Source organism: Microbacterium sp. W4I20, from assembly GCF_030816505.1.
Taxonomy (GTDB): Bacteria; Actinomycetota; Actinomycetes; order Actinomycetales; family Microbacteriaceae; genus Microbacterium.
This window is the reverse complement of record NZ_JAUSYB010000001.1, coordinates 1,985,105-2,001,447: the sequence shown is the minus strand read 5'-3', so window position 1 is coordinate 2,001,447 and position 16,343 is coordinate 1,985,105. Positions and strand designations below refer to the sequence as shown.

The 16,343-nt window shown below is 70.3% G+C and carries 10 protein-coding genes; all 10 read left to right on the top strand.

Annotated elements, in window-relative coordinates; genetic code table 11:
• The first annotated feature begins 62 nt into the window (after positions 1-62).
• The 10 genes from QFZ21_RS09695 (at position 63) to QFZ21_RS09650 (ending at position 16,329) form a co-directional block, all read left to right on the top strand.
• On the top strand, positions 63-611 hold the full coding sequence (locus QFZ21_RS09695; RefSeq protein ID WP_307377218.1) for a hypothetical protein: 549 nt from the start codon (positions 63-65) through the stop codon (positions 609-611).
• Positions 612-756: 145 nt separating this feature from the next.
• Positions 757-6,114, top strand: a complete 5,358-nt coding sequence (locus tag QFZ21_RS09690) for an Ig-like domain-containing protein (protein ID WP_307381270.1) — start codon at positions 757-759, stop codon at positions 6,112-6,114.
• Between the two features lie 53 nt (positions 6,115-6,167).
• Positions 6,168-7,139, top strand: a complete 972-nt coding sequence (locus QFZ21_RS09685) for a MoxR family ATPase (protein ID WP_307377216.1) — start codon at positions 6,168-6,170, stop codon at positions 7,137-7,139.
• A complete protein-coding gene (locus QFZ21_RS09680; RefSeq protein WP_307377212.1) occupies positions 7,139-8,401 on the top strand; it encodes a DUF58 domain-containing protein in 1,263 nt (420 codons plus the stop codon). Before QFZ21_RS09685 ends, QFZ21_RS09680 begins: the two co-directional genes overlap by 1 nt.
• Positions 8,398-10,812: a transglutaminase domain-containing protein gene (locus QFZ21_RS09675; RefSeq protein ID WP_307377210.1), complete on the top strand. Its 2,415-nt coding sequence runs from the start codon at positions 8,398-8,400 to the stop codon at positions 10,810-10,812. The genes QFZ21_RS09680 and QFZ21_RS09675 overlap by 4 nt, the downstream gene beginning before the upstream one ends.
• A complete protein-coding gene (locus tag QFZ21_RS09670; RefSeq protein ID WP_307377209.1) occupies positions 10,809-12,344 on the top strand; it encodes an RDD family protein in 1,536 nt (511 codons plus the stop codon). The genes QFZ21_RS09675 and QFZ21_RS09670 overlap by 4 nt, the downstream gene beginning before the upstream one ends.
• On the top strand, positions 12,341-12,469 hold the full coding sequence (locus tag QFZ21_RS09665) for a hypothetical protein (RefSeq protein WP_307377206.1): 129 nt from the start codon (positions 12,341-12,343) through the stop codon (positions 12,467-12,469). Before QFZ21_RS09670 ends, QFZ21_RS09665 begins: the two co-directional genes overlap by 4 nt.
• Before the next feature lie 25 nt (positions 12,470-12,494).
• Positions 12,495-13,148, top strand: coding sequence for a PP2C family serine/threonine-protein phosphatase (locus tag QFZ21_RS09660; protein WP_307377203.1), 654 nt, complete (start codon positions 12,495-12,497; stop codon positions 13,146-13,148).
• Complete coding sequence (locus tag QFZ21_RS09655) at positions 13,148-14,707, top strand: FHA domain-containing protein (protein ID WP_307377200.1); 1,560 nt, start codon at positions 13,148-13,150, stop codon at positions 14,705-14,707. Before QFZ21_RS09660 ends, QFZ21_RS09655 begins: the two co-directional genes overlap by 1 nt.
• Positions 14,704-16,329 carry a serine/threonine-protein kinase gene (locus QFZ21_RS09650; protein ID WP_307377198.1) on the top strand — a complete coding sequence of 542 codons (1,626 nt, stop codon included), beginning with the start codon at positions 14,704-14,706 and terminating at the stop codon, positions 16,327-16,329. Before QFZ21_RS09655 ends, QFZ21_RS09650 begins: the two co-directional genes overlap by 4 nt.
• Positions 16,330-16,343 lie beyond the last annotated feature (14 nt).

The window sequence follows — 16,343 nt, the reverse complement described above, 5'->3', positions numbered from 1 at the left end:
TCGCGTCGCATGAGGGCGAAGCGGTTCGCGGTTCGGGATGCGAGGCCTGGGGGGAGACCGGGATGAAGGCGTTGTCGTGGCTCCGCGCGCGCCCGAAGGCGCTGGCCTCTGCGGCCGGCGTCACGGTCGGCGTCGTCGCCATCACCACGATGGCGTTCACCTATGAGGGTTTCCCCACGACCAAGGTCGATCTGAACGACGGCGGCGTCTGGATCACCAAGACCTCGAGTCTGCTCGTCGGGCACTTCAATCATGAGTCGACGATCATCGACGGGGGCCTGCGCACCACCGGCGAGAACTACGACATCCTCCAGGATGCGGCCAACATCCTCGTCGTCGACGAGAGTGCCTCGACAGTGACGGCGGTGGACCCTTCCCGGGTCTCGCTCGGCGACTCCGCCGGTATCCCCGCCGGCGCGAAGGTCGCCCTGGGCGCACAGACCGCGGCGATCCTCGAGCCCGCAGTCGGGCAACCTGTGGGTCGTGCCCGTGCGCGGGATCGCCTCCTTCGAGGTGGAGGTGGCGGACCCCGTCGCCGAGCTCGGCGAGAACTCCGACGTCGTGGTCTCTCAGGACGGCACCGTCTTCGCTCTGTCGAGCGAACGCCGTGAGGTCGTCACGATCCCCGTGGACAACGAGGGCGAGCCGAAGGATTCCTCGACGGCGTCTCTCGGCGACGTCGAGCTGGCGGACCAGCCGACGATCACGGCCGTCGGGCGCACCCCCGTCGTGCTCGACCAGAAGTCGGGTGCCGTGATGACGCCCGGCGGATTCCGCACCGAGATCCCGGATGCCGAGGGGGCCGTGCTGCAGCACGCCTCGGCCGAGACGGATGCCGTGGCTGTCGCCACCGCGACCGCTCTGGTGCGGGTTCCCCTGGACGGCGGCGAGCCGCTCGTGACGGATGCCGGGGCGACCGGTGTCCCCGCCGCGCCGGTATGGCTGCGCGGATGCACCTACGGCGCCTGGGCCGGGTCCGCCGTCTTCCTGCGTGAATGCCCGTCCGACGCGAACGACGTCCTGGCCGAGATCGACGGCGCCGAGGAGTCCGCCAGCCTCGTCTTCCGCGTCAATCGCGATGTGATCATCCTGAACGACGCCGTGGGGGGCGCGGCCTGGATGGCCAACGAGAGCCTGCAGCGTGTCGACAACTGGAGCGACCTGATCCCGCCGGAGGGCGAGACCGAGAACGAGGAGGATTCCACCGAGGAGACGGTGGAGTCCACGCTCCCGGAGCGCAGCGAGATCAACACCCCGCCGATCGCCGAGGACGACTCCTTCGGCGTGCGGCCGGGGGCGTCGGCACTGCTGCCCGTGATCGACAACGACAACGACCCGGACGGCGACGTCCTGGTCGCCGCGATGGCGGAGGCGCAGCCGTCGATCGGCACCGTGCAGCCGATCTACAACGGCGGATCGCTGCAGATCGCGGTGTCGGAGGAGGCCTCCGGGTCCTCCACCTTCACCTACGAGGTCGAAGACGGCCGCGGCGGCAAGGACACGGCCAGCGTGACGCTGACCGTGCACCCCCTGGATGTGAACGGCGCGCCGACGCCGAAGCGCCGGACCTCGCTCACCGTCGAGGCCGGTGGCACGGTCTCGTACAACATCCTCCCGGACTGGATCGACCCGGATGGCGACGACATCTACCTGAAGGAGGTCGTCGCCGCTCCCGGCGACGAGGTCGAGTTCAGCACCGACGGTCAGCTCACGTACAAGGCGACGGCGAGCATGCAGGGCCGCAAGGATCTGCAGGTCACGGTGGCCGACGGTGCCGGCGAGGTCGCCACGACGACGATCACGCTCGACGTGCGGGCGGCCGGGTCCACGAAGCCGAGGACGAACGCCGACCACGTGGTCACGCGGGTCGGCGAGCAGGTCACGGTGGCGCCGCTGGCGAACGACACCAGCTCCGGCCGCGAGCCCCTGCGGCTCGGACGCGTCGACGAGGTGGCCGGTGCCACCATCGCCCCCGACTTCCCCAACAAGACGTTCACCTTCACCGCGCCGACGGTCGGGGTGTACTACGTGCAGTACCTCGCGACCGCGGGCCCGGAGAACGGCGAGGGACTCGTCCGCATCGACGTGACCGAGGCGGCCCCGGCCGACCTGCCCCCGGTGGCGGTGCGCGATGTGGCGCTGCTGCCCGCCGGCGGCGACGTGCTCATCGGCGTGCTCAACAACGACACCGACCCCGCCGGCGGCATCCTGGTCGTGCAGTCGGTGTCGATCGAGCCGGGGACCGGCGTCTCGGTGTCGGTGCTGAACCACGAGACGCTGCGCATCACCGACCAGGGCACGCTCGAGGCGCAGGTCCGCATCGGCTACCGCATCTCCAACGGCACGCAGTCCGCCGAAGGAGAGGTCGTGGTGGTGCCGATCCCGGCGCCGGAGAAGATCCTGCAGCCGGTCACCACCGCCGACACCGCGTATGTCAGAGCCGGCGATGTCGTGACGATCCCGGTGCTCGACAACGACACCCACCCCAGCGACGACGCGCTGCACCTCGCGCCCGAACTCATCGAGCCGTTCGTGGACCCGGAGGCCGGCGAGGCCTTCGTCTCGCAGGACTCGGTGCGGTTCAAGGCGGGGGAGAAGGCGCAGACCGTCTACGTCACGTACGAGGCGGTGGATTCGCGGCAGCAGAAGGCCGCGGGCCTCGTCACGATCCAGATCCTCCCGATCGAGGAGGAGACGAACGCCGCTCCGCGTCCGCGCGATCTCGTCGCTCGCGCTCTCGCGGGCACGGAGGTCAACGTCGCCGTGCCGCTGGACGGCATCGACGCCGACGGCGACTCCGTCGAGCTCCTCGACATCTCGTCGAACCCGACCAAGGGGCGGATCACCGAGGTCGCCGCGAACTACTTCACCTACCAGGCCCTCGACGACGCGGCGGGCGTGGACGTCTTCAAGTACACCGTGCGCGACCGGCTCGGCAAGGAGGGCACCGCGACCATCCGCATCGGGATCGCCCCCGCGGAGCAGGTCAACCAGGCTCCGTACGCCGTGAAGGATGCCGTCGTCGTGCGTCCGGGGCGCGAGATCGCGGTACCGGTGCTGCTCAACGACTCCGACCCCGAGGGTGACGAGGTGGTTCTCGTCGAAGACGGACTCGAGGTGCCGGATGAGCTGGAGGCCAGGGTCTCCGGCGACCGCGTGCTCGTGCAGGCGCCGAACTCCGCGCTGGAGACGTCGCTGCAGTACACGATCACCGACTCGCGAGGCGCGACCGCCACCGCCGTGCTGCAGGTCACCGTCGACGAGGACGTGCCCCTGCAGGCGCCGGTCGCCCGCGACGACCGGCTGCGTCCCGTCGATCTCACGGACGACACCCTCACGGCGGACCTCAACATCCTCGAGAACGATGAGGACCCCGACGGCACGACCGAGCGCCTCGACGTGGAGGTCGGCGACGGGGGGACCCTGCTCGAGAACGGCAAGGTGAGGGTCACCGTCACCGACGAGCTGCAGCTCATCCGCTACACGCTCACCGACCAGGATGACCAGCAGGCGTCGGCGTTCATCTTCGTCCCGTCGGAAGACGGGCTGCGCCCCACGCTCACCTCGACGAAACCTCTCGAGGTCGTCAGCGGCGAGACGAAGGAAGTCCCGCTCTCCAAGTACGTGACGGTCGCCGGAGGCGGTGACGTGGTCATCACCGAGCACGCGAAGGTGAGCGCCCTCAAGTCCGACGGGTCGGATCTCGTCAAGGACGAGCGCACCCTGGTCTACACCTCCGAGGACGGCTACTTCGGTCAGGACTCGCTGTCCTTCGAGGTGACGGACGGCACGGGGCCGGACGACCCGGAGGGGCGCAAGGCGACGCTCAGCATCCCGATCAACGTGCTTCCGCCGGACAACCAGCAGCCGGAGTTCCTCGGCAGCGAGATGAATGTGGCTCCCGGTGAGCCGCCGACCGAACTCGATCTGGCGGCGCTGACCACCGACCCCGATCCCGAGGATGAGGGCGAGCACGACTACTCCGTCGTCGACGGCGAGGGCAAGGGCATCAGCGCGCGGGTCGACGGCGACAAGCTGTTCGTCGAGGCGGCGTCGAATGCGAAGAAGGGTGCCGCGACGACGCTCACCCTGCGCATCAGCGACGGCGAGACCGAACCGATCGAGGGTCAGGTCCTCGTGCAGGTGACCGCGTCGAACCGCGCGATGCCGGCCGCCAACACCGACACCGTCGCCGAGGCTGATCAGGGCCAGGCCGTCACCGTGTCCGCGCTCGCGAACGACTACAACCCGTTCCCGGAGACTCCGCTGAAGATCACATCGGCGGTCGTCGAGACCGGCTCCGGGGGCGCCAAGATCCAGGGGGACGACGTCGTCGTCACGCCGTCGAAGGAATTCGTCGGGACCCTGGTGGTGCGGTACACGATCCAGGACGCGACCGGAGACCCCGATCGCGAGGCGACGGGGCAGATCATCCTGACGGTGCAGGGCGTGCCGGACGCCCCGGGCGCCCCGACCGTGACGAGCGTGCAGGACCGCACCGTGGTCGTGTCGTTCGGAGCCCCCTCGAACAACGGCGCCGAGATCACGAAGTACACCGTGAGGTCCGCGCAGGGCAGCGCGTACACCCGGGAGTGCCAGTCGACCACCTGCACGCTCGACGGACTGACGAACAACGTCGAGTACACGTTCCAGGTCACCGCGACGAACCGGGTCGGCGAATCGGAGCCATCCGGCACGTCGGCCGTGGCACGCCCCGACGCGCGTCCCGACACCCCGAACCCGCCGAAGCTCGCCTTCGGGGACAAGTCGCTGAAGGTCAGCTGGGCCACGCCGACCACTCCCGGATCCCCCGTCGAGCGCTACACGCTGGAGATCTCCCCCGCCCCGCCCTCGGGGATCTCGCAGAAGGAGGTCACCGGCAACTCGATGACCTGGGAGGGTCTGGAGAACGGCGGCAACTATCAGGTGCGCGTGCAGGCTCACAACCGTGCGCCGGAGCCGTCGAGCTGGAGCGGCTGGTCGGCGTCCGAGATCCCGGCGGGCCCCCCGCTCGCCGCGCCGGCCCCGACGACGGCAGAACTCGCTCCCGTCGGCAACCAGGCGCAGATGCAGGTGAACTGGCAGCAGCCGAACCCGAACGGCGACCCCATCCGGAGCTACACGCTCGAGGTGTGGAACGGGTCGTCGCTCGTGAACACGCTGACCCCCGGTGCGGGCGCCACGAGCCAGGCGATCGTGGTACCGACCTCGGAAACCGCGTACACGTATCGGATCCGCGGATACAACAAGGCGGGCTGGGGCGAGTGGAGTGCGATGTCGGCCCCGCGCCGCGGCGTGGTCGCGCCGTCGCCGCCGCAGATCACCTCCGTCGCTCCGGCGGATCGCCAGCTCACCGTGACCTTCACGCCGGGATCGCGCAACGGCGCCCGTGAGGGCGAGGTCGCGTACCAGTACCGCCTCAACAACGGCGGCTGGGCGGCATACCCGGCCAACGGTGTCGTCGGTGGCCTCCGGAACGGCGAGAACTACACGGTCGAGGTGCGCGGCGTCGCCACCGTCGACGGCACGACGTACGCGGGCGGGGTCTCGCCCGGCGTGCAGGGGAGCCCCTACGGCAATCCGACGGCCCCGACCGCGAAGGCCCGAAACCTCGGCACCAGTGTCGAGGTCTCGTGGAACTCCGCGCCGTCGTACAACGGCCGGCCGATCAAGGTGACCCAGATCGACATCGGCAACGGCTGGCAGGATGCGCAGGCCAGCGGCTCGCGGACGCTGGGCAACGGGTACGAGCAGACGCACAGCATCCGGGTCAGGGCACAGGATTCGATGGGCACCTGGTCGCCGGTCGCGTCGGACTCCGCCCGAACGGACAACAAGCCGGAGCCTCGTGCGTGGGTCACCCGCGGAGGCCACCAGACCGTGTCCGGATGCACGACAGCCGGCTGCGCGCCCTTCGTGCTGAACACCAAGGACTTCAACGCCGGCACCTACACGGTGAAATGCATGTCGGAGAACTACGGCCAGGTCGCGAGCACGAAGAGCTACTCGCTCCCGGCGAACGGCTCGAAGCAGCTCACCTGCATCTACGGCCACCCCGGCCTCCAGGTCTGGGTGGAGATCGACGGCAAGAACTACGAGAAACGCGCCTGGTAGCCCACCGCTTCCGACTTTCGACAGACACAGCACCACGAGAGAGACGAACAGACATGACAATGACCCCCGAGCAGGCCGCCTGGTTCCATGGCACCTTCCAGCGTCTCGTCGACAACATCGACAAGGCGGTGCAGGGTAAGCGCGAAGTCGTCGGACTCGTGCTCGCGTCGATGCTGGCCGAGGGCCACGTGCTCCTCGAGGACGCGCCAGGCACCGGCAAGACGAGCCTCGCGAAGGCTCTCGCGGCCACCGTGCAGGGGACCAGCGCGCGCATCCAGTTCACGCCGGACCTGCTCCCGTCCGACGTGACGGGTGTGACGATCTACGACCAGCAGTCGCACAAGTTCGAGTTCCACAAGGGCCCGATCTTCGCGTCGATCGTGCTGGCCGACGAGATCAACCGCGCATCGCCCAAGACGCAGTCCGCCCTCCTGGAGGTCATGGAAGAGTCGCGCGTGACGGTCGACGGCGTGACGCACGAGGCGGGCCGTCCGTTCCTCGTCATCGCGACGCAGAACCCGATCGAGCAGGCGGGTACGTACAAGCTCCCTGAGGCGCAGCTCGACCGCTTCCTGATCAAGACGTCGATCGGCTACCCGGACCTGGCGATCACCGAGAGCATCCTCGCGGGCGCCTCCGATCGCAACCCGTCCGCCGGTCTCGGCGCGATCATCACGACGAGCGCGGTCGCCGACATGGCCGACCTGGGTGCGACCGTGCACGTCGAGCCCGCCGTCCTCCGCTACGTGGCCGAGCTCTCCGAGGCGACGCGCAACGACTCGGCGATCCGCCTGGGTGTCTCGGTCCGTGGTGCCATCGCGATGATCCGCATGGCCAAGGTGTGGGCTGCCGCCCAGGGACGCCATTTCGTGCTGCCGGACGACATCAAGACGCTCGCGCGCCCCGTGTGGCAGCACCGTCTGCTGCTGGACGCGGAAGCCGAGTTCGCCGGGACGAGCAGCGACACCGTGATCGCCCGTGTGCTCGACGCGGTCGCGGCGCCGCAGGCGCGAACGGCGGCCTGATGACCACGGAGGCACTCCAGACGACCCCCGCGGGGGTGGACCGCGACGCCGGATGGCGCGATGTCGCGGCCGTCGTCGGCGTGCGCGTGCTGGGGCGCCTCCGCCTGATCGCCTCGGCCATCCGTCCCCTCGCCTGGGTGCTGATGGGACTCGCGGTGCTCTTCTGGATCGTCGGACAGATCGCCGGATGGTCGGAGTTCACCGTCGCCGCGATCGTCATCGCGATCACGGTCGCCCTGTGCGCGCTGTTCCTGATCGGCCGCACGGCCTACGACGTCTCGCTCGACCTCGCGCGCACGCGCGTCGTCGTCGGCGAGCGTGCGGTCGGGGCGCTGACGCTTGCGAACCGCGGCACCAGGGCGATCCTGCCCTCACGCATCGTGCTCCCGGTCGGATCGGGTCGCGGTGAGTTCGGCATCCAGCGGCTCGCACCGGGCGAGGAGGCGGAGGAGCTCTTCGCGATCCCCACTCAGAAGCGCGGCGTCGTGAAGGTCGGACCGGTGAGCGTCGTGCGCGGCGATCCGCTCGGGCTGTTCGAACGGGCGCATCGGCGCGACGAGCCGGTCGACCTGTTCGTGCACCCGCGCACGGTGCTCTTCGACGGACAGTCGCTCGGCTACCTGCGCGACCTCGAGGGTCTGCCCGCCGCCGACCTCTCCCGCGACGACGTCTCGTTCCACGCCCTGCTGGAGTACCAGCCCGGCGACGACCTGCGTCACGTGCACTGGAAGTCCACGGCGCGCACCGGGACCATGATGGTCCGCCAGTTCGAGGAGACCCGCCGCTCGCACTTCGTGATCGGCCTGTCCCGCTCCAGCGCCGACTACGCCACACCGGACGACTTCGAGCTCGCGGTCTCCGCGGCCGGGTCGATCGGGCTCCGCGCCCTCCGCGACTCGCAGCGGGTCGATGTGCGGGTGCAGGGGCGTGAACTGCCCGCCGGCACCGGCAAGCAGCTTCTCGACTCCCTCTCGGCGGTCGAGAACAGCAAGCCCCGCGAGGGCGGCATCGCCGAGCTCGCCGGGGTCGTGTCTGCCACCATCCCGCTGGCGAGCGTCGTCGTCCTCGTCACCGGCCCGCGGGTGAGCGCCGACGATCTGCGCCTGGCATGCTCTCGGCTGCCGTTCGGCGCCCGCGTGCTCGCCGTCGTGGCCGACACCACCGTGACCGGCCCGGCGCTTCGACGCATCGGCGAGGCCGACGTCGTCACCGTCGGGGCGCTCGAACAGATCCCCCTCGCTCTGCAGAAGGTGCTCGCATGACCGCGCCATCCGTCCCCGCCTCCGCACTCTCGGCGATCCCGATCCGCCGTTGGGGCCTCGACCTCGCGGCGACCGCGCTGCTCGTCGTGATCTCGCTCGTCGGGTTCTGGCCCACGTTCGCGGGTCCGTCGTTCCTGCCGGCGGCCATCGGCGGCATCGTGCTCGGGCTCGCGATCGCGGCCGTCTCCGCCTGGCGGCGCTGGGGCATCCTGATCATCACGGGCCTCACGGTCGCCGCCTACTTCGTCTTCGGTGCGGCCCTCGCGCTCCCGCAGACGGCGATCATCGGGGTCATCCCCACGCTGGAGACGCTCCAGAAGCTCGCCCTCGGCCCGGTCACCGCCTGGAAGCAGATGCTCACCACGGTCGCTCCGGTGGCGGCGGCCGACGGGCACCTGATCGTCCCGTTCCTGCTGGCTCTCGTGGTCACGACGCTCACCGCATCTCTCGCGATCCGCTTCTCGCAGGTCGCGTGGGCGCTGCTCCCGGCCGGCGTGCTCCTGATGCTCGTCATCGCCCTCGGCACTCCGGAGCCGGCCTTCCCCGTCGTGCAGGGACTCGTCTTCGCCGTGGTCAGCATCGCCTGGCTCGCCCTCCGTCAGCTCTGGGCGCCGCAGAACATGGCGGTCTCGGTCAGCGAGGTCGATCCGTCCCGCGCCAACCACATGCGCATGCGCCGCCTGCTCGCCGGCGTCGCGGTGCTGGCCGTTGCCGGCGGCGCCGGTGTCGCCACGAGCGCGATCGCCGCACCGGCCGAGCCGCGCCACGTCTTCCGCGACGTCATCATCCCGCCGTTCGACATCCGCGACTATCCCAGCCCTCTCCAGGCGTTCCGCAAGAACGTGCGCGACGAGGTGGAGGAGACCCTCTTCACGGTGCAGGGACTGCCCAAGGGCGCGCGCGTCCGCACCGCGGTGATGGATCAGTTCGACGGCATGGTCTACAACGTGACCGACGGCGGGCCGTCGTCGTCGAGCGCGTTCTCGCCGGTTCGGTCGAACATGTCACCGGACGCCGAGGGCGTCCCGGTCACCCTGAAGATCGCCGTCGAGGACTACGCCGGGGTGTGGATGCCGACGGCCGGAGCACTGTCGGAGATCCGCTTCAGCGGTGATCGCGAGGAGGAGCTGCGTCGCGGCACCTACGTCAACACCGCCACGGGTACCGCCGTCGCGACTCCGAAGCTCGAGAAGGGCGACGAGTACACGGTCGACGCCGTGATGCCGAAGGAGTTCGACGACAAGCAGCTCGCCGAAGTGCCGTTCGGCAAGGTCACGATGCCGAAGCAGAGCAATGTCCCCGAAGAGCTCACCTCCCTCGCGGCTGAGACGGTGGCGGGTGCCGAGTCCCCGATCGAGCAGGTGCGGGCGCTGGAGACCTTCCTCGCCGAGGGCGGCTTCTTCAGCCACGGACTCGAGGGCGAGGTGCTCTCACGCGCCGGTCACACCGCCGAACGCATCTCGACGCTCATCGGCGGCGACCAGATGATCGGCGACGACGAGCAGTACGCCGTCGCGATGGCGCTGCTGGCCAGCCAGCTCGAGATCCCCGCCCGGGTCGTCATGGGGTACTACCCCGATGAGGAGCAGGAGGGCGAGGCGGTCTTCACCGCCACCGGCGACAACGTCCACGCCTGGGTCGAGGTCAACTTCGAGGGCGTCGGCTGGCTCACCTTCAATCCGACGCCCCCCGAGGACCAGGTCCCCAACGACCAGAACACCAAGCCGCGCGTCGACCCGAAGCCGCAGGTGCTGCAGCCGCCGCCCCCGCCGCAGGAGCCGGTCGACCTGCCGCCGACGCTGCCCGACGACCGCGAGTCGGAGGACGAGAACCTCAACCTGGCCGGCATCATCGGCGCCATCCTGCTGATCGGCGGGATCACGCTCGGCATCCTGGCGCTGCTGATGTCGCCGTTCATCGTGATCGGGGCGTGGAAGGCCGCGAAGCGTCGGTCGCGTCGCGCTGCCGCGCGCACGGCCGACCGCATCAGCGGCGGCTGGGACGAGCTGACCGACCGCGCCGTCGACTACGGCGCCCGGCTCGCCCCGGGAGGCACCCGCATCGAGGAGGCCACCGCCGTGGTCGCCACGCTCGCCGTGCCCCAGGTCGTGCGTCTCGCCGACCGTGCCGACGCCGAGGTCTTCGGGCCCAGCGAGCCGACCCCGGAGGACGTGGAGGCGTTCTGGGGCGAGGTCGACGAGATCGTCGGCGGCCTCGGCAAGGATGCCGGTTTCTGGAAGCGCACGAAGGCGCGTCTGAGTCTGCGGTCGCTGATGGGCGGCTCGGCGATCTCGAACGGACTGCAGGGGCTCCGCGAGGCCGCGACCGCGCGCGTGCGGCGCGAACCTGGCACGATCGAGAGCAGCAGCAGTACGAGCACACCCGTCGCACCCGAGAGCGAGACCTCATGACGCAGCCCGCGTTCGCACAGATCGCGCCGATCTCCCGGCGTGCGATCGGCTACCTCATCGATGCGGCCATCGCCGGCGGCTTGGCTGTCATCCTCGGCGGCGGTCTGATGGTCGCCGCCACCCTCGCCGGCGGACTCGAAGGCACGCTGTCGACGCTGCTGGTCGGCGGCCCGATCGTCTCGCTCCTGCTGCTCGGCTGGTTCGTCGTCTACACCTGGATGCAGTCGGGCAAGGGGTCGATCGGCATGCGGGCCCAGGGGTTGCGCCTCGTGTCGGCGACCGACGGATCGCCGCTCGGCTTCGGTCGTGCCCTGCTGCGCAACGTGATCTTCGGACTGTCCGCCGGCATCGTCGTCGGGTATTTCACTCCGCTGTTCGACGGCTCGGGGCGCTTCCAGGGCTGGCACGACAAGGTCGCCAACGCGCTCGTCCTCGACGCTCGGCTGTCCCCGGCCCCGGCCCCGGCCCCGGCCCCGGCCTCCGTCTCAGTGGCCCCCGCGACCACAGCGATCCCGGCCATGCCGCCGATGCCCGCCGACCTCGGCGGACCGGCCATCCCCGGAATCCCCGCTCCGCCGTCGGCCCCCGTGCACCCGGGCGGCTTCACCGCTCCGACGGGTTTCGACGCACCGGCACCCGCGCCTGCTCCCGCGCCCGCGTCGGGGGCATTCACCGTGCCCGAGACGGGCTCGGGTGCGTTCGCCGCGCCCGCGCCGTCGTCGGCATCCGCGCCGGCAGTGGAGGGTGCGCCCGCTGCGGCGCCTGCTCCCGCGATGCCCGTCGCCGATGAGGGATCGCTGATCGCATTCGTGCCCGGCGTCAGCCAGACCCGTCCCCCTGCTCCGGCCATCGTGACCCCGGCACCTGCCCCCCTCCCGGATGCACCCGCGGCCGAGTCCGGGTTCGGCCTGGACCCGGGCCTCGACGAGACTCTGGTGCAGCGCCCGAGCGCTCCGTCAGTGCCGGTGACGGCGCCGACTCCCGCACCGCCGTTCGAGCCCTCTGCTTCTCCCGTGCCGCCTATTGCTGCACCGCCGGTACCGCCTCTGCCCGCGGCATTCGAACCCGCGCCCTTCGTACCCGCGCCCTCTGAGCCCGCGCTGTTCGCACCCGCACCGTCTGCGCCCGTGCCGTCGGAGCCCGCGCCGGGCTTCGTTTCCGATGACGATGACGATGCCGAGCTCGAAGAGACCCGCATCAGCATCCCGGGTCATCGCCTGATCTTCACGTGGGACGACGGAACCCGGGTGCCGGTCTCGCGACGCACGATCTTCGGACGCAACCCTGCCGCGGAAGACGGCGCCGTGATCGTACCGGTGCGTGACGAGACGCTCTCGCTCTCGAAGACGCACTTCGAAGCGGCATCCGAAGCCTCCGGCGGGTGGGTGCTCGACCGGCACTCCACCAACGGCATGACCATCGTGCGCGACGGACAGCGCATCGCCTGCCCCGCCGGCCAGCGGGTTCCCGTCCGTCTCGGCGATGCCATCGAGATCGGCGATCGCATCGTCACGGTGGGGGGATACGCGTGAGGCCGGGACTGGTGGTCGTCACGGGCTCTGCGACGCACCCCGGTCTGCGCCGTGCTCTGAACGAGGACGCCTACCTCGCGAGCTCTCCGGTGTTCGTGGTGGCCGACGGCATGGGCGCGGCATGAGGCCGGCGAGCGCGCGAGCGCCACGGTGATCGAGGAGTTCGCCCTCTTCATCGGTCGGACGTCGATCGAGCTCGACGACGTCCGGTTCGCACTCGAGCGGGCTCGAGAGGGCGTCGAACACCTGTCCACCTCCGGCAACGGTCGCGCCGGCACCACGCTCAGCGGCGTCGTGATCGCCTCGGTCGACGGTATGGGCTACTGGCTCGCGCTGAACATCGGCGACTCGCGCACGTACCGGTTCGCCGACGCCGAGCTCGAGCAGATCACGGTCGACCACTCCGTCGTTCAGGAGCTCATCGAAGCGGGGGAGCTCACCCCCGAAGACGCGGCGACCGACCGGCGGCGGAACATCATCACCCGCGCCATCGGCGCCAGCAGCACCGGGGATGCCGACTACTGGCTGTTCCCCGCGGAGATGGGCGACCGGATCATCGTGTGCTCGGACGGACTGACCTCCGAGCTGTCCGACCGGCGGATCAGCGAGATCCTGACGCTGACGACCGATCCCCAGCAGGCAGCCGAGCTTCTGGTCGCCGAGGCGCTCGAGGCCGGGGGGCGCGATAACATCACCGTCGTGATCGCGGATGCCGTGTCTGTGGCCTCGCGCCCCGGCACACTTCTCGAGACCGACATCGACATGGACACTCGTCCACGCGAGGCAGCAGGAGGGGTTCGCTGATGCAGACGATCTATCGACCGGGTCAGTGGTATCTGATCGTCGTTCCGGGGGCTCTCGTCGCACTTCCCCCCGGCGTGTCCAGCGAAGTCGTCGCGCGTCTGTGGGATCGACTCCCCGCCGAGAAGACCCTGGCGAGCGTCGTGGATGTGCTCACCTCCAGCGTCGGGGGCTCGTTCGCATCGCTGCCGCCGTTCGCCGCAGCCGTCGCCGAGGGCAAGGACGTGCGTATAGCCCTGCGGGGCGGCGTGGTGGCCCGCGTGAGCAGTGGCGGGGATGCCGCGCAGGAGCTGTCCGGTGCCGAGGTGACCACCTGGAGCGAGCGCTTCGTCGGCGGAGCCACGCGGATCGAGATCACCGTCGAGGGCACGGATGCCGCGTCCGGCCTTCCGGTGCAGAGCGGTGTCGTGCGCGCCGCGGCCGTGAGCGCGGAGCTCGAGGCGAGCGACGCGGAGCCGATCGTCGCAGTGCTGGGCCCCGTGCCGATGATCGAGTCCGAGGAAGCAGGCGTGTCCGCGGCTGTGCTCAGCGGAATCCCGGCTCCGGCCCTGGCGCTCTTCGGAGCGGCCACGGCTGCCGCGGTCGCGCAGGCCGCTGAGGCGGTGAGCGTCTCCGCTGCTCCCGCGGATGTCCCTGACGTGCCTGATGTCGCGGACGAGACGGATGCCGCGGTCGAGGTGGATGTCCCGGATGTCGCCATCGAGTCGGACGTCGAGGAGGCGGCAGAGGTCGAGGAAGTCCCGGCCGAGACCGTCCCGGCCGAGGAAGTCCCGGCCGAGACGATCCCGCTCGAGGAAGTCCCGGCCGACGAAGTCGCATCCGAGACTGCCGAGGACGAGGCGGCTGACGGACCCATCGAGATCGAGCCGGATGTCCCCGCCGCCGAGGCGCCGTCTTCCGAGCCGGATGGACCGGAGCCCGAAGAGGCACCGGTCGATGACTCCGTCGACGGGAACACCCTGATCCCGGGAGAAGCGACGATGGCGCCGCCGAGCGACGTCGACGAGCCCGACGAGCCCGACGAGCTCGATGAGCTCTTCGGAGAGACGGTGCACACCGCGCCCGGCATCGTCGAGGCCACGGCCCACCCGCCGCTCCCGCTCGACGCGGGTGGCGACCACGACGGCGCGACCATCTCGGCGGCCGAGCTGCGCGCGCTCCGGCAGCAGACGCCGGTCGCGAACGACACCCCGACCCAGGTGATCCCGGTGACGCCCGCCGGGTCCGGCCGTATCCGGGTCTCCACCGGACAGGTGGTCGAGCTCGACCGCACCGTGATCATCGGCCGTCGCCCGCGATCGCAGCGGGCGAGCGGCGAGAACCTGCCGCACCTCGTGGCGGTCGAGAGCCCGCAGCAGGACATCTCGCGCAGCCACCTCGAGGTGCGTCCGGATGCCGACACGGTCGTGGTCATCGATCTTCACACCACCAACGGCTCGACCCTGCTCCGCCCGGGCGCCGACCCTGTTCGTCTGCACCCCGGGGAGCAGACGCTGGTCCTGTCCGGAGATGTCGTCGATCTGGGAGACGGAGTGACCGTCGCGTTCGAGGATCTGCCGTGAGCCGTCGGCCTTCGCCGCCCCCGCAGCTGCCGGGGTTCACGTACGTCGAGCCTCTCGGGACCGGTGGCTTCGCCGATGTCTTCCTCTACGAGCAGCAGATGCCGCGACGCCGCGTGGCGGTCAAGGTCCTGCTCGCCGATCGGCTGGCGGGCAACGCCGCTCAGGAGTTCGCCGACGAGGCCAACGTCATGGCCATGCTCTCGACCCACCCCGCGATCGTCACCATCTATCAGGCAGGCGTCGCGGGCGACGGGCGCCCTTATCTCGTCATGGAGTACTGTCCGAGACCGAATCTGCAGCTGCGCACCCGCAAGGAGCAGTTCTCGGTCGCCGAGGCGCTCCGCGTCGGCGTGCAGGTTGCCGGGGCAGTCGAGACGGCGCACCGCGCGGGTGTCCTCCACCGCGATATCAAGCCCGCGAACATCCTGGTCACGGAATACAACCGGCCGGCTCTGACCGACTTCGGCATCGCCTCGACCGCGGGGACGACCGCTGAGGCATCCGGGATGTCCGTTCCCTGGTCGCCTCCCGAGTCCTTCGCCGATCCTCCTCGCAGCGGTCCGCGCACCGACATCTGGGCTCTCGGCGCGACCGTCTACTCCCTGCTGGCCGGGCGCTCGCCGTTCGAACGCCCCGGGCAACGCAACTCGAGCGCCGATCTCATCGAGCGCATCGAGCGGGCGGCGCTGCCGTCACTCGGCCGCCCCGATTCTCCGGAGAGCCTTCAGCGCCTGCTCGAACGCTCCATGGCGAAGAACCCCGACGATCGGTATCCGAGTGCGGTCTCCTTCGCCCGCGCGCTGCAGAAAGTGCAGATCGAACTGTCGCACTCGGTCACCCCGATCGACATCGTCGACGACCACGCTCCGGCCGAAGAGCGGGAAGACGACGGCGATGGCCTGACCAGGGTCCGCGAGATCGTCAGCATCGATCCGGACATCTCCTCCGCCACGCGTCCCTCGGCGACGACGCAGCGCAAGGGACCCGAGGCCGCCCCCGATGTGCCGCGTTTCGACTCGCCGCCGCAGGCGTCGATGGAGCAGACGCAGGTCAGGGTCCCCGCTCCTCCCGCACCGCAACCCGACCGCGAGGCCGACGGCGACGAGCGGACCATCGTGCGCGGGCCGAAGGTCGTGGTGCCGGAGGCCGCGGCATCCGTCCTGCCGCCGGCGCCCTCCTTCCGAGACGCCCCTGCGACAGCACCGGCCGAGAAGCCGCGCGGACGCACCGGGCTGTGGATCCTCCTGTCCGCCGCGGCCGCGGTTGTGGTGATCGGCGGGATCGTGCTCCTGAACATCCTGGTCGGGGGTATCGAACCGACGCCGCAGGCGACGGAATCCGCGAGCCCGCAGGATGTCGTGTCGGACGCGGTGCCGAAGGTCGTCGAGGTGACCGGTACCAGGACGGGCGATCAGGTGTCGTTCACGTGGCGCAACGAGGATCCGCTCGAGGGCGACACGTTCATCTGGAACGTCGTCCAGATGTCCGGCGAGGTCGACCCGCAGCAGACGCCGGAGCCGAGCGCCCAGTTCAGCTCCGGGCCGGGCGCGGTCTGCATCGACGTGATACTGCGCCGCGACGATGGACGCGCGTCGGAAGCCGCGCGGGGATGCATCGAGTGAGCGATCCGAACTGC

What these genes read in the sequence shown, in the direction of transcription:
- QFZ21_RS09695 (WP_307377218.1), top strand. Translation starts at nt 63, where the DNA reads ATGAAGGCGTTGTCGTGGCTCCGCGCGCGCCCGAAGGCGCTGGCCTCT.
- QFZ21_RS09670 (WP_307377209.1), top strand. Translation starts at nt 10,809, where the DNA reads ATGACGCAGCCCGCGTTCGCACAGATCGCGCCGATCTCCCGGCGTGCG.
- QFZ21_RS09675 (WP_307377210.1), top strand. Translation starts at nt 8,398, where the DNA reads ATGACCGCGCCATCCGTCCCCGCCTCCGCACTCTCGGCGATCCCGATC.
- QFZ21_RS09690 (WP_307381270.1), top strand. Translation starts at nt 757, where the DNA reads ATGACGCCCGGCGGATTCCGCACCGAGATCCCGGATGCCGAGGGGGCC.
- QFZ21_RS09685 (WP_307377216.1), top strand. Translation starts at nt 6,168, where the DNA reads ATGACAATGACCCCCGAGCAGGCCGCCTGGTTCCATGGCACCTTCCAG.
- QFZ21_RS09680 (WP_307377212.1), top strand. Translation starts at nt 7,139, where the DNA reads ATGACCACGGAGGCACTCCAGACGACCCCCGCGGGGGTGGACCGCGAC.
- QFZ21_RS09655 (WP_307377200.1), top strand. Translation starts at nt 13,148, where the DNA reads ATGCAGACGATCTATCGACCGGGTCAGTGGTATCTGATCGTCGTTCCG.